This window comes from Paraburkholderia sp. FW306-2-2C-D06C (assembly GCF_058781505.1).
On sequence record NZ_JBYSWU010000003.1, the window covers coordinates 215,188 to 233,489 of the forward strand.

Consider the following 18,302-nt stretch of genomic DNA (forward strand, 5'->3'; position numbering starts at 1 on the left):
TTCATAGGTGGTGCGGCTGGCAGGATTCGAACCCACGACCCCTTGGTTCGTAGCCAAGTACTCTATCCAACTGAGCTACAGCCGCACGCAGAAACGAGATTATAGCAAAGCTTTTAAAAAAGGGAAGCGTGTAACTGCGATTTGTCTCATTGTCCTGATCGTGTACCCTTGATAGACAGACGTTTGCTGCAGTTAACGGACCATCATGAACAAGGCCTTTGTCAAAGAGTCGAGTGAAGAGAATGACGACGACCTCGACGTCGCGCAGCCCGAGATTCCCGCGGGTACGAAAAACTACATCACGCCCGCCGGCTACCGGCGCATGCGCGATGAACTGCTGCATCTGATCGACAATGAGCGGCCGGAGGTGGTCAAGCTGGTGTCGTGGGCGGCGTCGAACGGCGACCGCTCCGAGAACGGCGACTACATCTATGGCAAGCGCCGCCTGCGCGAAATAGACCGGCGGATTCGCTTTCTGACCAAGCGCCTCGACCTCGCGGAAGTGGTCGACAGCAGCAAGCAGGAGAACGTCGATCAGGTTTTCTTCGGCGCAACCGTCGAATACGCGACAGAAGACGGCGAGGTGCATACCGTGACCATTGTCGGCATCGACGAGGTCGATCTGGATATCGGCCACGTGAGCTGGATCTCGCCGATCGCACGTGCGTTGATCAAGGCGAAGATCGGCGACACGGTCACGCTGCACACGCCGGCTGGCCCGCAGCCCATCGACGTACTAGACGTCAAGTATCCGCCGCCTGATACCGGCGGCTAGGCCGCTCGTCAGGGCGTTAAACGGGCGTTAAACGGGCGTTAAACGGGCGGCGAGGGCGAGACTCAGGTCGTTTCGGCGCAATTGCCGGTGCCAGGTGCGGCGCAGTTGCGTATGCCGCCGCCGAGCAGCGCGCGAATCTGGTCTACCGTGCCGCTGCGTTTCCATTGCAAATATCTGGCGTAGCAGGTTTGCTGCGGTGGAAAGTGCGCGGGCAGATACATCCAGCGCTCGCCCGTGCGTTCGATCCACTGGATCGCTTCGAGCACGACGCGCGAATCGGCAGTCGGTCGGCCAACGATCTTTTTTGGCGCCAGCCGTTGGGAACAGATGGCTGACGCGTTCCCATTTAGCGCCTGACAGCCGGTCCATTGGCTCTCTTCTTTTCAAAAGCACGCCTTTCTCTGCATAAAAAAAGGCGCCGCGAACGGCGCCTTTCCATGCAGCGGGTGTTGCCGGCCGCTTAGAAGCGGTGACGCAGACCTGCGGTGACAGCGACTTGGCCGTTCGTCGACGACGCGGCGCCCAAGCCGTTGATGTTCGCAACCAGGCCCGAACCTTCGTTCACGCGCTGGTACACGCCTTGCAGGTACACGTCCGTACGCTTCGACAGCGCGTAGTCCGTTTGCAGGTTGAACTGGTTGTAGTTCGGACGCACGCCGTTGATGCTTGCGCGCGTGTAAGTGTAAGAACCTGCGAGGCTCAGTGCCGGCGTGAGGGCGTAGCGGCCGTTCACTTCGAAGTTCTGGAAGTGAGCGCTGTTGCTCGGCAGCGCGACGCCATTGGAGAAGCCCGATGCGGCTGCGCTGAGGCCCGTCAGGCCCGTCAGGTTGGTCTGCGTGTAGAGGAGGCCAGCCGTTGCCGGGCCGAACGTGTAGCTCGCGCCTGCCCCCCAGGTTTGCTGGCGCTTTGCTGCGAACGTGAAGTCGTCCGACACTGCACCGCCGGTATTCGCCGTGCCGCTGCCGTTCAACTGCATGAACGCAGCTGCGACATTCAGGCCGCCCCAGTTATACGTTCCACCAACGCTGTATTCGCGGTTGTTCGCAAATCCGCCAGCCTGGTTCGAGAAGCCGTACATGGCGCCGCCCTTGAAGCCGCCGTAGTTCGCGCTGGTGTACTTGACCGAGTTGTTGACGCGGAACGAGTTGTTCAGGTTGTCGTTATCGAACGGGTGGGCGAACTGCGTGCCGCCGTATTGCGTGCCCGTCAGGGACAGCGGGCCGACGAAGTCCACCATGCTGTCGTATTGGCGGCCGAGGGTCACGGCGCCGAACTGGTCGCTCGCCAGGCCGACGAACGCTTGACGGCCGAATTCACGGCCGCCTTGCTTCAGCGTGCCGTTGTTGATGCCGAAACCGTTTTCCAACGTGAAGATGGCCTTGAGACCGCCGCCCAGATCTTCAGCGCCGCGCAGGCCCCAACGGCTGCCGTTCACCGAGCCGCTCGTTTCTTGCCAGTTGCTGTGGCCGTGCTGGTTATTCGTATAGGTGATGCCGGCGTCAATCAAGCCGTACAGCGTGACGCTGCTTTGCGCGTGTGCTGCCGTTGCAAAAACGCCCGTGAGGGCCGCGACCATGAGTGTCTTTTTCATCTTTGTAACTCCGAGAGAGCAAGAGTGGGTTTTACAACCCAGGCTTTAAGGAGACCTTTTCACGCGGGCGCTGCGAGAGGCGAAATCCGCGTGAGAAGCGCGCTGTACTCCAGGCACGCCGGTTTCCGGTTAGGCAGAGTGTAGAGAGACACTTGAAAAGTGGGCGTTCCGATTTCCGCAATAAAGTATTACGCGATAGGAAACGATAGATGGGTGGCGTTTAAGCCTTGCTGCTAAAGGCTTGTAGCGTTTTTGAGGCGAGAAGGGAGGCGTGTCAACCGAATGGCGTTGCTCATTTGCGACAGCAATCGACGTGAAAAAACAATGCAATAAATCTTTAAAGGCAGATTGTTGTTGTAATCGCAATAGATGATTGTTGATTATGCGAATAATCGATGGCGAGGAAGTCGCTATACTGGAATTTCTGCTTTGCGAAGCAGACTTTTTCGTTGACGAAAAAGATCTCCAAACCTTTGTCAGCGCGACTTCCCAGTCGCGCTTTTTTTCGCCTGTCGTTCCGGAATCCTAGTGTGCTGGCGCAGGAGTGTTGGCTTCCGTCCAGTCGGGCGCAATCGAGACGCTCCAATCTTCCATCACGTAGCGACGTGCGTCCATCGGGGAAGAAAGCAGGTTCTGCCAGTGATCGCCGTGCCACATGGGGTCGAATTCGAAGGCCGGGACCGATTCGGTATCCGCGCGGTAATCGGCAACAGTCCTAGTATGTGATTGGGTGAGCCTGGTGATGAAGTGGCGGAATTTGTCGAACAGCATTGCAACCTCCCGATACGTACTACTATTCACTGCTTTTTCCATCATGCGATGAACTATCTGGCGGAACAAGTCGGACAAACACTTACGAAAAACATTTTTTGTTACATATTTTAGACTTCGATGCTGAAATTTTTCCCGACATTAAGCATATCCCAAGCGGAGTAAGTAATAATGACGTATTTCTTGGTCAGTTTTTACTGAAAACGTTCTTCATACTTTTCCGATTTTGGCTTCGCTTATCGTGCGACGTGTTAAGTGCATGTGAAAAATTCGCTTGACGGCTATTCTTCGTTCCCCGTATAACGGCAATGCTGAATTTCAATTGCTGAGTCTGATGGCGCCGAAGCTGTCATGAATATCCGCTAATGAGTGGTATGGCAAAGGGTTCGGTTTGAGGGCAATGCCCGCTTTTATAAAACATCGAAGGAAACTGGAATATGGAAACTGGTATCGTAAAATGGTTCAACGATGCTAAGGGCTTTGGCTTCATTACATCGGATTCGGGCGGTGACGATCTGTTCGCGCACTTTTCGGAAATCCGCAGTGAAGGTTTCAAGTCGCTGAAGGAAAATCAGCGCGTCTCCTTCGAGGTGAAGACCGGCCCGAAGGGCAAGCAAGCGGCGAACATTCAGCCGCTGTGATGCGCGCAGCGCTGACTGGCGCCTGCCGCCGCGCAGCCAGTTCGCCAAAAAGCCCTCGCATTGGCGAGGGCTTTTTTATTGTCGACGTGTTTATTTTGCATAGTGGCTAACACGATTAACTATCTAGTCAGAACGGGACGTGCAATAAAACGGGGAAAAGAGGAAAACACGCCCAGTGTTTTATATGGCCGCCATAAAACCAGGATAATTCAACAGTTCGTTCGCGGCTCCTGGCCCAGCGGCAAATACTGTCTTTTGCGCGGCACGGCAGCTATGAGATTGCAATGCTGTCCGGGTGCGGAGCGGTCAACTGGTGCATACTTGCCGCAAAGCCACGCATCCAAAGTATCCTTTTCCATGTCTGAACAGTTTCTGCCGGAACCGGCGCTCGATGTGCCGATCGCGTTCGTCGACCTTGAAACCACCGGTGGCTCGACCGGCGAGCATCGCATCACCGAAGTCGGCGTGGTCGAAGTGGGGCCGGCCGGTGTGTCGCGCTGGAGTACTCTGGTCGACCCTCAGCAGCCGATTCCGTCCTTCATTCAGCAGCTCACCGGTATCACCAATGCGATGGTGCGGGGCGCGCCGACCTTCGACGCCATCGCGCCGGCCCTTCTTGAGCGCCTGAGCGGCAAATTGTTCGTTGCGCACAATGCCAGTTTCGACCGCGGTTTTCTGCGCAGCGAGTTTCGCGGGGTCGGGCTTGCATTCGATCCGGACGTGCTGTGTACGGTGCGTCTGTCGCGCGCGTTGTTTCCGGCGGAAAAGCGTCATGGACTCGATGCGCTGGTCGAACGTCACGCGCTGGTGCCGTCCGCTCGTCACCGGGCGCTTGCCGACGCTGATCTGATCTGGCAGTTCTGGCAGCGTCTGCATGGCCTCGTGCCGCTCGACGTCTTGCGGGCGCAGATCGAGCGCACCACGCGGCGCTATCGGCTCGCCGGCGACATTACCGAAGATTTGCTCGATACCGCGCCGGCCGGATGCGGCGTTTATGCGTTCTATGGGGAAGAGGATTTACCGCTCTATGTCGGGCGCAGCGTGCGTGTCCGTCAGAGGTTGCGCTCGCATTTGACCGGCGAGCGGCGTTCATCGAAGGATATACGGCTCGCGCAGCAGGTGCGGCGAGTTGAATGGCGCGCGACCGGCGGCGAATTGGGCGCGTTGCTCACTGAGGCGCAATGGATTGCGACGCTGCGCCCTGGCCATAACCGCGTTCCGCGTATCGCGAAGAGCGATCCGGCGGACGCACCTTGGCCTTTCGATGGCCCGATTGTTTTCGAGGAGCGCGAAGAGGCTTCGCTCGCTCGAACTTTCCACGTTGTCGACAGATGGCGCTACATCGGCCATGCGCCGTCGCTCGCGCAGGCGGCGACACTGCATGCGTCGAGCGTCGCCGGGCCGTTCGAACTCTCGACCTACCGCATTCTGCAGACTCATCTGGCGCGCGGCTTGCGTGTGATGCCGTTGAGCGTTCAGGCAGGTACATCGGCGCCGCTGGGCGCGCCGAGTCTCGCTTGACTAACCGGTCGCTTCGCACGGCTTCGGCCGCGCTTGAGCGCGTTTTGTGCAACGCGCAAAGCGGTGATCCGATTAGCCGATTAGCCGGTCGCGCCGACTCCTCCGGTTTCGCAAACATGGCCGAGTGCGCGTGTCAGCGCGCTCGAGTGCGTCGAATCGTAACGGGTCAACGATTTCCAGTTGGCAAGCGATTGCGCCACGCGTGACGGGCAATCCGGCGCCGCGCGCAGCGGTTGTACGCGCGCGAGCCCGGCCACCAGTGACTGCGTCAGCCGGTCCAGTTGCGGCCTTGTGCTGCTCGCCAGATCGGGCACCGGTCCTTCCGGCGGCCGCGTGCTGCGCCAGTTGGCAAACAGAGCGTTCTGCACGTCCTTGCTCGCGTCGATCTGATCCTTGAAGAAAGCATGGGCAAACGCCGGATCGACGTTCGCCGCGAGGGCGCGTTTCTCGACATCGGCGAGCAATGCATTTTCGCGTGGCGTATCGGTGATCGCCTGATGGTTTGCCCACTTCCAGCGCGCGACAGGTTCTGCCAGTGCCAGCCGTTGCGAAGCCAGCGCGATCAGATTGGTGAGGGCGGTGTCGTCGCCGTCCGCGATTGCGGGGGCGGGGGCGAACGCGAGCACAGTGAACAACGCGAGCGCGCATGATGCGCCGAAGCGATACGAACGATTCATGGGAGGCAGGCTTGGCCGAGCGGCCGCGGAAAAAAACAGAAGAATAGACGATGCGCCGATCAAGCGGCGATTGACCGCTCAAAACGAGCGCCCGAAATATTCAAAAGCGATTCAAAAGCGCCTGATAAACGACGTACGCAATCTGACGCCGGACCGCACGGCCCAGCGTCGCAATCAAGCAGCCGCAGGCAGCGGCGTGAAATCGCCGTGAAATAAGTGCAAGACGATTGTCCAGGCGCGCGCCAACCTTCGCCGCACGCCGAGCGCGCGGACGCCGATGCTGCATCGCGCCACTGCATGATTACTTCGAGTCGCACGACTTACGTTGTTCGTCGAAAAAGGCACGAACGTGCTCAGGCAGTTCCGCACCCAAAAATTCGACGCCAGCGGGTTCCGGATCCGGGCTAAAAACTTTATCCGGGGTCGGAATCTTCGGTGGTTTCGCATCCATGATCTCTCTCCTTTACAAAGCGATTATCTGCCTCGGGCCCCGTTTTGCACCAGTCTCTGATGCGGCTCGCATGCCGTTTGTTGCTTTAACGGTACACGCCAACCTGGGGGCGGAATGTTTGAATAGAATTTATCGGTTGGCTGTGCATGCTTCGGCTCTCATCGCCGCCAATTCAATAGTTCGTTATTCCGCGCTGCACCCTTCCCAGCCTTGCCCCGCGTGCTTTCAACGGATTAACTTCAGTATGTCCGTGCATCGTTCGTTCATATGTGTTGATACGAACAAACCGATTCGTTTTTGTGCGCTGCCGCATTGGCAGGATTTTCTTGTATCGCAACCGAACGTTCGTTAATTACCGATTCGTTCAATCGGCTCCTAATCTTTTTGTTAACGAACAATTCGGCGAAATCGTTGACGAGCGAGAATGCTTTTCAGGTCATTCTCCGCAAATAAATACGCGCCACGTTCCCGGCGGAACGCAGCGCGTGTCAGTGCGCCGTGAGCGGCGCTCGCAATCATCAACCTCCCGCTATGTGCGCGGAGCGGGAATCGTCACGGGCGCGGCGTAGGCCGCTGATTTGTCGGTGACTTCGACTTGTCCGTGAATGCGCGCCTGATGGCCATCGGCGAACATGTAATACGGGAACGGGCGAGCCGGTTCCGATACCGCATCGAGCCGGGAGATCAGTTCGGGCGCAAGCATGAAGTCGAGTGAGCCGAGCGACTCCTGCAATTGTTCCGGCTTGGTCGCGCCGACGATGATGCTCGACACACCACGCTTCCGATGCAGCCAGTTGAGCGCGACCTGTGCCATCGGTCTGCCTGCCAGGTTTGCTACGGCCTCGAGTTCCGCGACGATCCGAAAATTGCGCTCGGTGAGTTTGTCGAAGCCCGGCGGCGGCGCGCTTGCCACGCTCGCCAGCCGTCCGCTACCTGAAACGCTGCCAGATGCTCCGCTTTGCGATGGCCGATATTTCCCCGACAGCACGCCCATGCCGAGCGGACTCCACGGCACGAGCCCCATGCCCAGATTGGCGGCGAGATCGGCGAACTCGTTTTCGGCGTTGCGCTCGATCATCGAGTATTCGAGCTGCATCGCCGCGACCGGTTCGAAGCCTCGCCAGTCGGCGAGGGTCTGTGCGCGCCCGGCGAACCATGCCGGCGTATCCGACAGGCCGACGTAGCGGATCTTGCCGGTGCGCACCGCGTCGTCCATTGCGCGCATGACTTCGTCCACCGGCGTGACGCGGTCCCACGTGTGCAGGTAATACAAGTCGATGTAGTCGGTGCCAAGACGCTTGAGCGAACCGTCGAGTGCGCGCAGCAGATTTTTGCGGTGGTTGCCGCCTGCGTTCGGATTGCCGGTTTCGGCGTTGTAGCCGTATTTGGTCGCGATTACCAGCCGGTCACGCAGGCCGCGCGCCGCGACGAATTTGCCTAGCCATTTTTCGCTGGTGCCTTCGGTGTACAGATCGGCCGTATCGACAAAGTTGCCGCCCGCATCCACGTACAGGTCGAAGAGGCGCTGCGCCGATTTTTCCTCGGCGCCCCAGCCCCATTCGGTGCCGAAGGTCATCGTGCCGAGTGCGATCGGGCTCACGCGCAGGCCTGAGCGGCCGAGCAGGTTATAGCGGTTCATCGTCATGTCAGTCTCCTTGGGCGGTTACGCGGAACGAAGCGAGTCGATAGGGCTATCGTGCGCCGATTCTTTTCGTGGAAAAATGCCGCTTGTCTGCAAGAATTGTGAAGTCGGACTTAATAATAGGGGATGCGATGGATCCTGCTCAGTTGCCGGCGCTGATGGCGTTCGCGTCTGTCGCGCATCACGGCAGTTTTACGCGCGCGGCCGGTGAAACCGGCGTGACGGCGTCCGCGCTGTCGCAAACCATCCGCGCGCTCGAGACGCAGTTGAGCGTGCGTCTGTTCAACCGGACCACCCGGCGTGTGGCGTTGACCGAGGCCGGTGCGCAGTTTCTCGCGAGCGTGAAACCTGCGCTGGCGGCGCTCGAGGCCGCTTTCGAAGCGCTCGATGAAGCCCGTGATCAGCCCGCCGGCACGCTGCGCATCAACCTGCCACGGGTCGCGAGCGAGTTGCTGGTGCTGCCGCATCTGGCCGAATTCACGCGCCGCTATCCGCAGATCCGTCTCGACATGACACTCGACGACGGCCTCGCCGACGTGGTCGGCGCAGGCTTCGACGCCGGCATCCGGCTTGGTGAGCGTGTCGCGCGAGACATGGTCGCGGTGCCTTTGAGCGGCGAGATTCGCATTGTCGTGGCAGGCTCGCCGGCTTATTTCGAACGCTACGCACCGCCCGCGACGCCCTCCGATCTTGCCGCTCACGATTGCCTGCGTTATCGCTTCTCGACTAGCGGCGGTATCTATCGATGGGAGTTCGCGCCGCCGGACGACCCGGCGCGCGTGTTCGAGGTCGAGACGCGCGGCAGTCTCGTGACGAACGATCTGCGCACGATGGTGCAAGCGGCGGAGCAGGGCGTCGGTCTGCTGCACGTGATCGACGGCTATGTACGCGAGCAACTCGAAGACGGCCGGCTCGTGCGTGTGCTGGACGCGTGGTGTCCGAGCTTTCCGGGGTTCTATCTGTACACGGCGAGCCGCGCACAGATGCCGCTCAAGCTGCGTGCGCTGATCGATTTCCTGAAGGAAAAGCGCGGCGCCGGATGATGGCGCGTTCCGTTCACGTTCAAGCTGCGAGCCGCTTTTATTGTTTCAGGCAGGCGGTGGTGCGGCGCTCATTGATGCGCTCGACTTCCATGCGCCCGACTTCCACTGGTGTGCCGCTCGCCACAATCGTGCCGCGCGGTGAACTCCGCGGTGAACTCATTTCGCAACATAGGTAGATGTACGCTTGGTAAGCGCGGCATGCGCGGTCCATATTATTGAGACGTCTGTCTGTGACCCAGAGTGCGGTGGATAACGGACGCCCCAGGTACCGGCACGGAAGATGGCTATCTTCGCCCTTCGGAGAGTAACTATGGAAAGCGCTGTCTATTGGAACGGACGCCAGGTTGGAATCGAGTGCGCCGGGCGGATCTTATGGTTTTCGTCGGCGCCGAAGGAGGCGATCTCCGCGTACGGCACTCAGCGGACCGAGGAGGGCAAAGCGCTCACCGAAGATGTCTTCATGGCCCGCAACCTGGTTGTGATCGCGCGATGCGACAGGCTGGGTTTTTGAACCGTGACAACCGTGGCTAACGCGTTGGCTTTGTTTGGGGAAGTTCTGCATCGAGCAGCAATTGAAGTGCCGATAAATGAACTTGTGGCGCAGCGCTCGCGTGTCCTGCAGAAAGCAAAAAGCCCAGTCGCAATGACTGGGCTTTTTGCTTGAATCTGTTGGTGCCGGAAAGAGGAATCGAACCCCCGACCTTCGCATTACGAATGCGCTGCTCTACCGTCTGAGCTATTCCGGCATCAGGAGAAACGAGATTATAGGGACTTCTTTATGAGCTTGGCAAGCCCCTACACTTACTTTTTTGCTTCGAGGTGATAGCGCGTGACGCGGTCGACTTCGTTCTTCGAGCCGAGGAACACGGCCACACGTTCGTGCAAGCTTTTCGGGATAATGTCCAGAATGCGCTTCTCGCCATTAGTCGCTGCGCCGCCCGCCTGTTCGACGATGAACGCCATCGGGTTTGCTTCGTACATCAGGCGCAGCTTGCCCGGCTTGTCCGGCGTGCGCTTGTCGGCCGGATACATGAAGACGCCGCCACGATTCAGGATACGGTGCACGTCCGCCACCATCGACGCGACCCAACGCATGTTGAAGTCGCTCTGGCGCGGGCCTTCCTTGCCGGCATTCAGTTCGCCGATGTACTGCTGGACCGGTTCGTACCAGTGGCGCGCGTTCGACGCGTTGATCGCATATTCACGCGTTTCTACCGGAATACGTAAGTCGCTTTGCGTAAGCACCCACGAGCCGAGTTCGCGGTCGAGCGTGAAGCAGTTCACGCCGTTGCCGGTGGTCAGCACCAGCACGGTTTGCGGGCCATACACCGCATAGCCGGCCGCCACCTGCTGCGTGCCAGGTTGCAGGAACGACTGTTCGGTGGGTTGCTGGCCGTCGGGGCAGCGCAGCACCGAGAAGATCGTGCCGATCGACACGTTGACGTCGATGTTCGACGAGCCGTCGAGCGGATCGAACACCAGCAGGTATTCGCCCTTCGGGTAGTTGGCCGGAATCGGGAAGAACTGTTCCATCTCCTCCGACGCCATGCCGGCCAGGTTGCCGCCCCATTCGTTCGCTTCGAGCAGGATTTCGTTCGACAGGATGTCGAGCTTCTTCTGCACTTCGCCCTGGACGTTCTCGCTGCCCGCCGTGCCGAGAGCATCGCCCAGCGCGCCCTTGCTGACGTGGTAGCTGATCGCCTTGCACGCGCGCGCAACGACTTCGATCAAAAGGCGCAGATCGGCGGGCAGGTTGTTGGTCTCGCGCTGCTGCTCGATCAGGTACTTCGTGAGAGTGGTACGACGTTGCAAAGCCATTGCTGTACTCCGGGAGGCTTGAGGAATGTCTCGATTTTAACCGTTCGTTGTGTCGACTCCGTGCTTTTGAGATGAATAGGCGTGCGGCTGCGGGGTTCGGCTTTGCATTGCCGGGCGGCAGTCAGGCCTTGCGGCGTGCCTTGATGGTCGTGGCAGTGCCGCTCAGACTGGCTGCGAGCGCCGCCGCACGGGCGTGTTCGGCCGAGATCCTGGGCATTTTGGGGCGGTCCGCCTTGGGCAGCGGCTCGATCGCTGTCCAGATGGCTAACGCGAACCGCACGGCGGACACGAAGTCAGGACGAAAAAAAAGCCGGCAACATGTGCCGGCTTTCCGATGCCAGAAGCGCTGTCAGACGATCGTCATGCCAATGCCTTCTCCACGATCTCCCGCACGTCGCGCGACTTCACCTGCGAAGCGACTTTCTCCAGCGCCGCGCGCATGCCGTCGCGCAGCGTCGGCGTGAAGCGGCGCCACAATTCCAGCGAGCGGGCGAGGCGCGCGGCTACTTGCGGATTGAGGGCGTCGAGCGCGATGACCTGGTCCGCCCAGAACGCGTAGCCCGAACCGTCTTCGGCATGGAACTGCGCCGGATTTGCCGCGCAGAAGCTGAAAATCAGCGAGCGCGCGCGATTCGGGTTCTTCAGGTTGAACGCCGGATGCGTCATCAGCTTGCGCACGATGTCGATCACCGGACGCTGCGCGCTGCCGCGTTGCGTCGCCTGCAAAGCGAACCACTTGTCGATGACGAGCGGTTCCTTTTCGAAGCGTTGGTAGAAGTCGTCCAGTGCCTGCTGCGCCTCTGCGCTGCCGCCGTTGGCCGCCGACGCATTGAGCAGTGCCGCGAGCGCCGCCGAGCGGTCGGTCATGTTGTTGGCCGCGTCGTACTGCGCGGACGCGAGGTGCACGGCTTCAGCCGGGTCGTCCAGTTCCACGAGATACGCCAGCGCGAGATTCTTCAACGTGCGGTGACCGGAGGCCTCAGGCGTCGCTTCGTACGCACCCGGCGTGCGATGCTGCTCATACACCGTGAGCCAGTCCTTCTTCAGCGCGTTCGCGAGACGTTTGCGCACGAACTGGCGTGCCGCGTGAACCGCGGCCGGATTCGATTCGGCCATCTGCTCGGCCAGATACGCTTCCGACGGCAGCATCAACGCCAGTTCGCGAAACGCCGGCGAGAGCGTTTCGTCGGTCAGTACACGGGCGAATGCGGCAACGACCGAATCGTCGAGTTGCAGCGGCGCACCGGTCGCCGCGCGTCCGGCCAGCGCCAGCAACTCACGCGTGGCCAGCCGTTGGCCGGCTTCCCAGCGGTTGAACGGATCGCTGTCGTGCGCAAGCAGGAACGCAAGCTGTTCCGCCGAATAGTCGTATTCGACGATCACCGGCGCCGAGAAATTGCGCAGCAGCGAGGGCAGCGGTTCTTGCGCCACGTTGACGAACGTGAAGGTCTGTTCGGTCTGCGTGAATTCGAGCACGCGCGTGGTGGAGGCCGACGCGTTGGCTTCGCCTTCCAGTTGCAGCGGCAGATCCTTGCCGTCCTTACCGATCAAACCGATCGCGAACGGGATCAGCAGCGGTCCTTTTTGTGTTTCGCGCACGGCCGCAGCGGTTTCGCCATAACCTTGCGTGAGTGTCACGCTGTAGCGTTGCTGAGCGGCGTCGTACTTCGTGCGCACGGACACGCGCGGCGTGCCGGCCTGGCTATACCAGCCCTCGAATTGCGCGAGGTCGCGGCCATTCGCGTCGGCCAGCGCGTGACGGAAATCGTCGCAGGTCACCGCCTGACCGTCGTGGCGCTTGAAGTACAGGTCCATGCCTTGGCGAAAACCCTCGCGGCCGAACAACGTCTGATACATCCGCACGACTTCCGAGCCTTTCTCGTAGACGGTCATCGTGTAGAAGTTGTTGATCTCGACGTAGCTTTCCGGACGCACCGGATGCGCCATCGGACCGGCGTCTTCGGCGAACTGCATCTGGCGCAGCACGCGCACGTCTTCGATGCGTTTGGTGGCGCGCGCGGCTTCGTCGCTACCGTTGCTCTGGCCGCCTGCCATGTCGGCCGAGAATTCCTGATCGCGGAACACCGTCAGGCCTTCTTTCAGGCTCAGCTGGAACCAGTCGCGGCACGTGACGCGGTTACCAGTCCAGTTGTGGAAGTACTCGTGGCCGACCACCGCCTCGATGTTCGCGAAGTCGGTGTCCGTTGCCGTTTCGGGGTTCGCCAGCACGTACTTCGTGTTGAAGATGTTGAGCCCCTTGTTCTCCATCGCACCCATGTTGAAGTCGCTCACGGCGACGATCATGAAGCGGTCCAGATCGAGTTCGAGCCCGAAGCGCTCTTCGTCCCAGTGGATCGAGTGGATCAGCGAATCCATTGCGTGACGGGTCTTGTCGAGATCGTGCGGTTCGACCCATACCTGCAGCAGCTTTTCCTTGCCCGAGCCGGTCTTCACGCGCTCTTCGAGCGCGACCAGCTTGCCCGCGACCAGCGCGAACAGATAGCTCGGCTTTCTGAACGGATCTTCCCAGCGTGCGAAATGGCGGCCGTCCGGCAGATCGCCTTCTTCAAGCAGATTGCCGTTCGACAGCAGCACTGGATAGGCGGCCTTGTCGGCGCGCAGCGTGACCGTGAAGGTCGCCATCACGTCCGGGCGGTCGAGGAAGTAGGTGATGCGGCGGAAGCCCTCGGCCTCGCACTGCGTGAAGAAGTTGCCGCACGACACATAGAGGCCCGACAGCGTGGTGTTCTCCGCCGGATTGCAAATGCTGGTGAGCGTCAGCTCGAAAGCGTCCGGCACGTTGTCGAGGATCAGGCCGTGCTCGTGCGCATGCGCATTGATAAAGGGCAAGCCGTCGATGGCGGCGCTGACGAACTCGAGTTGCTCGCCCATCAGTTCGAGATGGGCGGCGCGGGCGGCGTCCGGATTGCGGCGCACGCGCATCGTATTTTTGACGACGGTGCGTTCGGGGACCAGATCGAACTCCAGTGCGACGGTGTCGATCAGGAAGGCGGGCGGCGCGTAATCGGCGCGGCGGATCACATTGGGCGTTGCGGTATCGGCCATGGCGTTCTGTAGTGATGGGACTCGAGCCGTCACGCGCGGGAAGGGCACGCGAGCCGGGCTTGTCGGGCCATTGTACAAAGCCTCGGCGGATCGTGCGGGGCGAACTTTTTACCGAATCGCCAGGTCAGCGTATTATCGGTCGCGCTTTCGTGGGGCGCGCCTAGCGGGGCGCGCCTTGGCGGCACGCGCCTCAGCGGGGCGCCTTGGCGCGCGAAAGCGTGCACACGAACGAACCCGGCCAGGACTGGCGATAACAGGCAACACGAGGTAGACCATGAAAATCGATCGATGGACCCGCCGCGCTACGCTGCTGATAGCGGCGCTGACGGTGCTGCTGTCCGGCTGCACGACCTACGTGACCACCCAGGTCACGGCGTTCTCCGACTGGAACGGCAGCGACGCCACCCGGACCTATGCGTTCACCCGCGCGGCGGATCAAAAGAACAACCTCGAACTCTCCACTTACGAACGCATCGTCGCCAACGAACTCGCGCCGCATGCGTTCCGTCAGGTCGACGCATCGCAAGCGCGTTATCTGGTCGGGCTGTCGTATGGCATTCGCTCGGACATCGTGACGGTCGCCGAGCCGGTCTATTACAACCCGTGGCCGGCGCCCTATTGGGGCCGGCCGTTCGATCCGTGGGGTCCATGGGGACCTTACCCGGCCGGGTACGTGAATCAGAGCTACCCGATCTACACGCACCTGCTCGGCGTACGGATCACCGAGCGTGCAACCGGCAAGGAGGTCTACAACGTGACGGCGCGCAATTCCGGCGGCGAATCGTCGTTGGTGCGAGCCATGCCTTATCTGGCGCGTAGCGCGCTGGCCGACTTCCCGCTCGGCAACAGCGTCGTGCACACGGTGAAGATTCCGCTCGACAACAACGGCGGGTCGTCGAACGAGGTTGCCGTAACGGGTGCTGCGCCCGCTGCGCCGGCATCAGCCGCGAAGGCCGTGCAATAAGGCGCAAACGCTGCGTCGAACCGCATACGCTGCGGCGCAACAAAAAACGGCCCGGCAGGCGATTCCTGCCGGGCCGTTCTGTTCCGGAGCTTGCGCGCCCAGGCCGGGAGTTCCTGGCCGCCGCGCCTAGACGCCGACGCCGAACAACGCCATCGCCCCCAGCACCACGAACATCACGGCGGCGATGCCGTGCACGACATTGGTCGGCAGCTTGTGGGCGAAGCGGTCGCCGAGCAGGATCGCCGGCACGTTGGCGATCATCATACCGAGCGTCGTGCCCGCCACCACGCCGAAGAAATCGTGAAAGCGCGCCGCGAGGGCGACGGTCGCGATCTGCGTCTTGTCGCCCATTTCCGCGAGAAAAAAGGTCACCACGGTTGCGCCGAATACGCCGAAATGCGTGCGGTTGGTGTTGGCTTCTTCGTCGGCGAGTTTGTCGGGCACCAGAATCCACAAGCCCATGCCGATGAACGACGCGGCCAGCGCCCAGCGCATGATGGTCGGGGTGAGCAGCGAGCCGAGCCACGCACCGAGCGCGCCGGCGCAGGCATGATTGACGAGGGTGGCGGCCAGCACGCCGAGAATGATCGGCAGCGGTTTGCGATAACGGGCGGCAAGAACGAGCGAGAGCAATTGCGTCTTGTCGCCGATTTCGGCGAGCGTGACCGCTCCGGTCGAAATAAGAAAAGCGTGGTCCACGTTTTGATTTTCCCCGGGCCGAGATATGAACGAGCGACGACCCACGACACGCCGGGCCCTCTTGCGGCGCGTGTGGATCATCGGTCTCGCCAGGCCAGAGGCTGCGTCTGCCATGGCCTTGCAGGCCAAGTCTGTTGACAGGCGCCCCCGCGAATCACACGCTCGACGCACCCAGATCACAGCGGCGCGGACGTGTCGCGGGGCGGCTACTCCCCAATGAGGGACGGAGTATAACAGGACAGAACTCGCGCGACGCCTGAATCCGCCACCGCCGCCACTCATAAAACGGCGCAACAGCCGGCTGCGTCAGTCGCATTAGCTGTGGCGCATAAGCAGGGCGGCGAGCGAAATCGCCGAACTGCGCACCGAACTGAGCACCGAACTGAGCCGAAGTGTGCCGAAGTGTGCCGAACTGCAACAGGTGTGTTGAATGGCAAATGAAAGCATGGGTGGCCGCATTTGCCGGGTGCGAGACTGAACAGCCCGGGGCGAACGGCTTTCCAGCGCAATCACGGCGCGCAGAAATGCCGCCGGAGTATCGGATGGCCGACGCAAAACCGTCCGTCGCCTCGGCGATACGGATACAGATGGATACGTCTTTTGTGGCTGATTTAATTCACAATATTCAGTATGATTCCCGGCGACCACAGGGAGCCTCGAATAATCCAACCCTAAATCGGCTATGGCGGCTCAATAAATGGGGCCGTGTGCCGTTATATCGTTGAACCTCATAAGAAGATTGGATTGACCCCTTGTTTGGAGATTGCCGGTCCGCGCGGCGCGCACATGCTGTGACGGCGTGTATCCCGTCAGGCGCACTCAGCCTTTCCTCGCTTCTACGCGCGAACACCGATATGCCCGATCTGCACTGGACCATTCCGGTCGCTCGCTGGTCTAGCTGGCCTGCTGCCGCATCTGCCGCACCCGATATTGGCTTTATCGAGCCGATCGTGCGGCGTCGCCTGAGCACTTTGTCCAGAATCGCCCTGAAGGTGGCGCATGATTGCGTGGCGCAGGATGACGTGCGGGTCGTGTTTGCCTCGCGCCACGGCGAATTGCGGCGTACCACCGACATCCTGCGCGCGATCAGCGCGGGGGAGCCGGTGTCGCCGACCGCGTTCAGCCTGTCCGTGCTGAACGCAATGACCGGTGTGTTCGGCATTGCGCGCGGCGACCGCTCGGCCGCCAGCGCGATCTCCGCCGGCGCCGAAACGCTCGGCTACGCGCTGCTCGAGGCGTACGCGCAATATGCGGCGCAGCCTGGGTCGCCGGTGCTGCTGGTGTACGCCGACGAACCGGCCGATCCCGCGTACGGCACCATTGAAGACGAAGTGCAGGGCGGCGCGATCGCGATCCTGCTGAACAAGGACACGGCAGCCGGCCAACTCGTCTGCACGCTGTCCGGCGCGGGCGCGGCGGTTGCGTCTGAGCCGGCCAGTCTGGCGGACCCGGCAAGCCGGGCAGACGCAGACGAGCGGTTTGCGACCCAGAGCCAGGCGCTGCAACACTGTCTCGACACCCGCGAGTCCGCAGCCTGGCAAGGCATCGGCGCCACGTGGCATTGGAGCTGGCATGACAGCGCGGCTTGATTACGGCTGGCGGTTCTGCGCGACGGGCATGGCCTTCGTGATATTCGGCATCTGCGGCGTGCTGTTCTCGGTGCTGGTGTTTCCGTTTGCGTGGCTGTGGCCGCATCGGGCGTCGCGTCAGCGTGGGGTGACGAGCGTGATCCATGGGTTTTTCCGCGTGCTGGTCGCGGTGTTGCAGCGCATCGGCGTGATGGAGCTCGAGGTGTCGGGCGCACAGGTGTTGCGCGCGGGCGGTCCGGCGATTGTCGTCGCCAATCACCCGACCTATCTCGACGTGATGGTGCTGCTATCGTTGACGCCGCGCGCCTGTTGCGTGGTGAAAAACGCGCATTGGAGCAACCCGTGTTTCTGGGGGATCGTGCGCTCGGCTGAATATGTGAGCAATGCCGATCCATCGGAACTCGTCGACGCCGGCGCGCGGCAGCTTGCGGCAGGCTATACGATGATCATTTTTCCCGAGGGCACGCGCAGCCCCGCGCCGAACCGGCTGCACGCCTTTTCGCGCGGTTTCGCGCACATGGCGCTGAAAGCCGGCGCGCCGATCGTGCCGGTGCTGATGGATTGCGATCCGCCGGCGTTCACCAAGCAGATGCGCTGGTACGACGTGCCGGCGCGTGCTTTCCGGATGCGCGTGAACGTGCTCGAGCCGCTTGGCGTCGAGCAGCTTGCGGCACACGACACTTCACCGTCTCTCGCGGCGCGCAGCGTGACAAGCGCCATCGAAGCACACATTACTCAGCACCTGGTCGATTATGGATTCTTTAAAACTGGAAATTAAACAGCTTCTGATCGAAGCGCTCGATCTGGAAGACCTGAGTCCCGCCGATATCGACGACGATGCCCCGTTGTTCGATACGGACGGCATCGGGCTCGATTCGATCGACGCGCTCGAAATCGGCATCGTGCTGCGCAAACAATACCAACTGACCATCGCAGCGAACGACGAACGCACGCGCGAACACTTCCGTTCGATCAGCACACTGGCCGCGCTGGTCGCCAGCCAGCGCGAAGCGGCGCACGCTGTGAACGAAACCACAAAGAAGGGGGAATAAAT

19 protein-coding genes, 2 tRNA genes, 1 pseudogene and 1 riboswitch are annotated in these 18,302 nt (G+C 61.1%); of the genes and pseudogenes, 10 read left to right on the forward strand and 12 right to left on the reverse strand.

Annotated elements, in window-relative coordinates:
* Window positions 1-8 precede the first annotated feature (8 nt).
* Window positions 9-85, reverse strand: a tRNA-Arg gene (locus AC3WLT_RS03850).
* Window positions 86-205: 120 nt separating this feature from the next.
* Between AC3WLT_RS03850 and greB the strand changes: the two genes are divergently transcribed.
* Window positions 206-775, forward strand: coding sequence for a transcription elongation factor GreB (gene greB, locus AC3WLT_RS03855; RefSeq protein ID WP_492590597.1), 570 nt, complete (start codon window positions 206-208; stop codon window positions 773-775).
* Window positions 776-837: 62 nt separating this feature from the next.
* Here greB and AC3WLT_RS03860 read toward each other — a convergent pair whose 3' ends face one another.
* The 3 genes from AC3WLT_RS03860 to AC3WLT_RS03870 all read right to left on the reverse strand — a co-directional run bounded on the left by AC3WLT_RS03860 (window position 838) and on the right by AC3WLT_RS03870 (window position 3,137).
* On the reverse strand, window positions 838-1,104 hold the full coding sequence (locus AC3WLT_RS03860) for a transposase (protein ID WP_492590639.1): 267 nt from the start codon (window positions 1,102-1,104) through the stop codon (window positions 838-840).
* Between the two features lie 131 nt (window positions 1,105-1,235).
* Window positions 1,236-2,366, reverse strand: coding sequence for a porin (locus AC3WLT_RS03865; RefSeq protein WP_492590598.1), 1,131 nt, complete (start codon window positions 2,364-2,366; stop codon window positions 1,236-1,238).
* 525 nt (window positions 2,367-2,891) lie between these two features.
* Window positions 2,892-3,137 carry a hypothetical protein gene (locus tag AC3WLT_RS03870; RefSeq protein ID WP_492590599.1) on the reverse strand — a complete coding sequence of 82 codons (246 nt, stop codon included), beginning with the start codon at window positions 3,135-3,137 and terminating at the stop codon, window positions 2,892-2,894.
* A gap of 437 nt (window positions 3,138-3,574) precedes the next feature.
* On the opposite strand from AC3WLT_RS03870, the gene AC3WLT_RS03875 reads away from it, so the two are divergent.
* Both AC3WLT_RS03875 and AC3WLT_RS03880 read left to right on the forward strand, forming a co-directional pair.
* Window positions 3,575-3,778, forward strand: a complete 204-nt coding sequence (locus AC3WLT_RS03875) for a cold-shock protein (protein ID WP_074300443.1) — start codon at window positions 3,575-3,577, stop codon at window positions 3,776-3,778.
* 357 nt (window positions 3,779-4,135) lie between these two features.
* Complete coding sequence (locus tag AC3WLT_RS03880; RefSeq protein ID WP_492590600.1) at window positions 4,136-5,299, forward strand: exonuclease domain-containing protein; 1,164 nt, start codon at window positions 4,136-4,138, stop codon at window positions 5,297-5,299.
* Window positions 5,300-5,379: 80 nt separating this feature from the next.
* Here the strand turns inward: AC3WLT_RS03880 and AC3WLT_RS03885 are convergent, their stop codons facing one another.
* Entirely contained in the window at window positions 5,380-5,976 is a 597-nt protein-coding gene (locus AC3WLT_RS03885) for a chorismate mutase (RefSeq protein ID WP_492590601.1), read from the reverse strand.
* Between AC3WLT_RS03885 and AC3WLT_RS03890 the strand changes: the two genes are divergently transcribed.
* Entirely contained in the window at window positions 5,975-6,187 is a 213-nt protein-coding gene (locus AC3WLT_RS03890) for a hypothetical protein (RefSeq protein WP_492590602.1), read from the forward strand. The genes AC3WLT_RS03885 and AC3WLT_RS03890 overlap by 2 nt on opposite strands.
* A 90-nt stretch (window positions 6,188-6,277) precedes the next feature.
* On the opposite strand, the gene AC3WLT_RS03895 is transcribed toward AC3WLT_RS03890, so the two are convergent.
* On the reverse strand, window positions 6,278-6,427 hold the full coding sequence (locus AC3WLT_RS03895) for a hypothetical protein (protein ID WP_028200145.1): 150 nt from the start codon (window positions 6,425-6,427) through the stop codon (window positions 6,278-6,280).
* 529 nt (window positions 6,428-6,956) lie between these two features.
* A complete protein-coding gene (locus AC3WLT_RS03900; protein WP_492590603.1) occupies window positions 6,957-8,072 on the reverse strand; it encodes an aldo/keto reductase in 1,116 nt (371 codons plus the stop codon).
* Between the two features lie 128 nt (window positions 8,073-8,200).
* On the opposite strand from AC3WLT_RS03900, the gene AC3WLT_RS03905 reads away from it, so the two are divergent.
* Together AC3WLT_RS03905 and AC3WLT_RS03910 are read left to right on the forward strand one after the other, a co-directional pair.
* The gene (locus AC3WLT_RS03905) at window positions 8,201-9,112 is read left to right on the forward strand and encodes a LysR family transcriptional regulator (protein WP_492590604.1); all 912 of its coding nucleotides are present in this window, start codon (window positions 8,201-8,203) and stop codon (window positions 9,110-9,112) included.
* Between the two features lie 310 nt (window positions 9,113-9,422).
* Window positions 9,423-9,623 carry a hypothetical protein gene (locus AC3WLT_RS03910; protein WP_492590605.1) on the forward strand — a complete coding sequence of 67 codons (201 nt, stop codon included), beginning with the start codon at window positions 9,423-9,425 and terminating at the stop codon, window positions 9,621-9,623.
* Between the two features lie 159 nt (window positions 9,624-9,782).
* On the opposite strand, the gene AC3WLT_RS03915 is transcribed toward AC3WLT_RS03910, so the two are convergent.
* From AC3WLT_RS03915 to pepN, 4 genes and pseudogenes are all read right to left on the reverse strand, one after another.
* Window positions 9,783-9,858, reverse strand: a tRNA-Thr gene (locus AC3WLT_RS03915).
* Window positions 9,859-9,913: 55 nt separating this feature from the next.
* On the reverse strand, window positions 9,914-10,930 hold the full coding sequence (locus tag AC3WLT_RS03920; RefSeq protein WP_492590606.1) for a class 1 fructose-bisphosphatase: 1,017 nt from the start codon (window positions 10,928-10,930) through the stop codon (window positions 9,914-9,916).
* A 121-nt stretch (window positions 10,931-11,051) separates the two neighbouring features.
* Window positions 11,052-11,180, reverse strand: a pseudogene (locus AC3WLT_RS03925) (HigA family addiction module antitoxin); the annotation flags it as partial.
* Window positions 11,181-11,290: 110 nt separating this feature from the next.
* Window positions 11,291-13,996: an aminopeptidase N gene (gene pepN, locus AC3WLT_RS03930; RefSeq protein WP_492590607.1), complete on the reverse strand. Its 2,706-nt coding sequence runs from the start codon at window positions 13,994-13,996 to the stop codon at window positions 11,291-11,293.
* A 274-nt stretch (window positions 13,997-14,270) separates the two neighbouring features.
* Here pepN and AC3WLT_RS03935 point away from each other — a divergent pair, with 274 nt between their 5' ends.
* Window positions 14,271-14,960, forward strand: coding sequence for a DUF4136 domain-containing protein (locus tag AC3WLT_RS03935; RefSeq protein WP_492590608.1), 690 nt, complete (start codon window positions 14,271-14,273; stop codon window positions 14,958-14,960).
* Window positions 14,961-15,086: 126 nt separating this feature from the next.
* Here the strand turns inward: AC3WLT_RS03935 and AC3WLT_RS03940 are convergent, their stop codons facing one another.
* Complete coding sequence (locus AC3WLT_RS03940) at window positions 15,087-15,659, reverse strand: TMEM165/GDT1 family protein (protein WP_492590609.1); 573 nt, start codon at window positions 15,657-15,659, stop codon at window positions 15,087-15,089.
* 6 nt (window positions 15,660-15,665) lie between these two features.
* Window positions 15,666-15,886, reverse strand: a riboswitch (yybP-ykoY riboswitch).
* Window positions 15,887-16,513: 627 nt separating this feature from the next.
* Here AC3WLT_RS03940 and AC3WLT_RS03945 point away from each other — a divergent pair.
* The 3 genes from AC3WLT_RS03945 to AC3WLT_RS03955 are packed head-to-tail and all read left to right on the forward strand — an operon-like array spanning window position 16,514 to window position 18,300.
* The gene (locus AC3WLT_RS03945; protein ID WP_492590610.1) at window positions 16,514-17,248 is read left to right on the forward strand and encodes a beta-ketoacyl synthase chain length factor; all 735 of its coding nucleotides are present in this window, start codon (window positions 16,514-16,516) and stop codon (window positions 17,246-17,248) included.
* Window positions 17,232-18,026, forward strand: a complete 795-nt coding sequence (locus tag AC3WLT_RS03950) for a lysophospholipid acyltransferase family protein (protein WP_492590611.1) — start codon at window positions 17,232-17,234, stop codon at window positions 18,024-18,026. Before AC3WLT_RS03945 ends, AC3WLT_RS03950 begins: the two co-directional genes overlap by 17 nt.
* Window positions 18,001-18,300: a phosphopantetheine-binding protein gene (locus tag AC3WLT_RS03955; RefSeq protein WP_492578931.1), complete on the forward strand. Its 300-nt coding sequence runs from the start codon at window positions 18,001-18,003 to the stop codon at window positions 18,298-18,300. Before AC3WLT_RS03950 ends, AC3WLT_RS03955 begins: the two co-directional genes overlap by 26 nt.
* Window positions 18,301-18,302 lie beyond the last annotated feature (2 nt).

Bases quoted from the DNA above. Each gene is read 5' to 3' on its own strand.
- AC3WLT_RS03905 (WP_492590604.1), top strand. From the start codon at position 8,201: ATGGATCCTGCTCAGTTGCCGGCGCTGATGGCGTTCGCGTCTGTCGCG.
- AC3WLT_RS03890 (WP_492590602.1), top strand. From the start codon at position 5,975: ATGGGAGGCAGGCTTGGCCGAGCGGCCGCGGAAAAAAACAGAAGAATA.
- AC3WLT_RS03880 (WP_492590600.1), top strand. From the start codon at position 4,136: ATGTCTGAACAGTTTCTGCCGGAACCGGCGCTCGATGTGCCGATCGCG.
- AC3WLT_RS03900 (WP_492590603.1), bottom strand. From the start codon at position 8,072: ATGACGATGAACCGCTATAACCTGCTCGGCCGCTCAGGCCTGCGCGTG.
- pepN (WP_492590607.1), bottom strand. From the start codon at position 13,996: ATGGCCGATACCGCAACGCCCAATGTGATCCGCCGCGCCGATTACGCG.
- AC3WLT_RS03865 (WP_492590598.1), bottom strand. From the start codon at position 2,366: ATGAAAAAGACACTCATGGTCGCGGCCCTCACGGGCGTTTTTGCAACG.
- greB (WP_492590597.1), top strand. From the start codon at position 206: ATGAACAAGGCCTTTGTCAAAGAGTCGAGTGAAGAGAATGACGACGAC.
- AC3WLT_RS03945 (WP_492590610.1), top strand. From the start codon at position 16,514: ATGCCCGATCTGCACTGGACCATTCCGGTCGCTCGCTGGTCTAGCTGG.
- AC3WLT_RS03895 (WP_028200145.1), bottom strand. From the start codon at position 6,427: ATGGATGCGAAACCACCGAAGATTCCGACCCCGGATAAAGTTTTTAGC.
- AC3WLT_RS03920 (WP_492590606.1), bottom strand. From the start codon at position 10,930: ATGGCTTTGCAACGTCGTACCACTCTCACGAAGTACCTGATCGAGCAG.
- AC3WLT_RS03875 (WP_074300443.1), top strand. From the start codon at position 3,575: ATGGAAACTGGTATCGTAAAATGGTTCAACGATGCTAAGGGCTTTGGC.
- AC3WLT_RS03935 (WP_492590608.1), top strand. From the start codon at position 14,271: ATGAAAATCGATCGATGGACCCGCCGCGCTACGCTGCTGATAGCGGCG.
- AC3WLT_RS03885 (WP_492590601.1), bottom strand. From the start codon at position 5,976: ATGAATCGTTCGTATCGCTTCGGCGCATCATGCGCGCTCGCGTTGTTC.
- AC3WLT_RS03950 (WP_492590611.1), top strand. From the start codon at position 17,232: ATGACAGCGCGGCTTGATTACGGCTGGCGGTTCTGCGCGACGGGCATG.
- AC3WLT_RS03870 (WP_492590599.1), bottom strand. From the start codon at position 3,137: ATGCTGTTCGACAAATTCCGCCACTTCATCACCAGGCTCACCCAATCA.
- AC3WLT_RS03910 (WP_492590605.1), top strand. From the start codon at position 9,423: ATGGAAAGCGCTGTCTATTGGAACGGACGCCAGGTTGGAATCGAGTGC.
- AC3WLT_RS03955 (WP_492578931.1), top strand. From the start codon at position 18,001: ATGGATTCTTTAAAACTGGAAATTAAACAGCTTCTGATCGAAGCGCTC.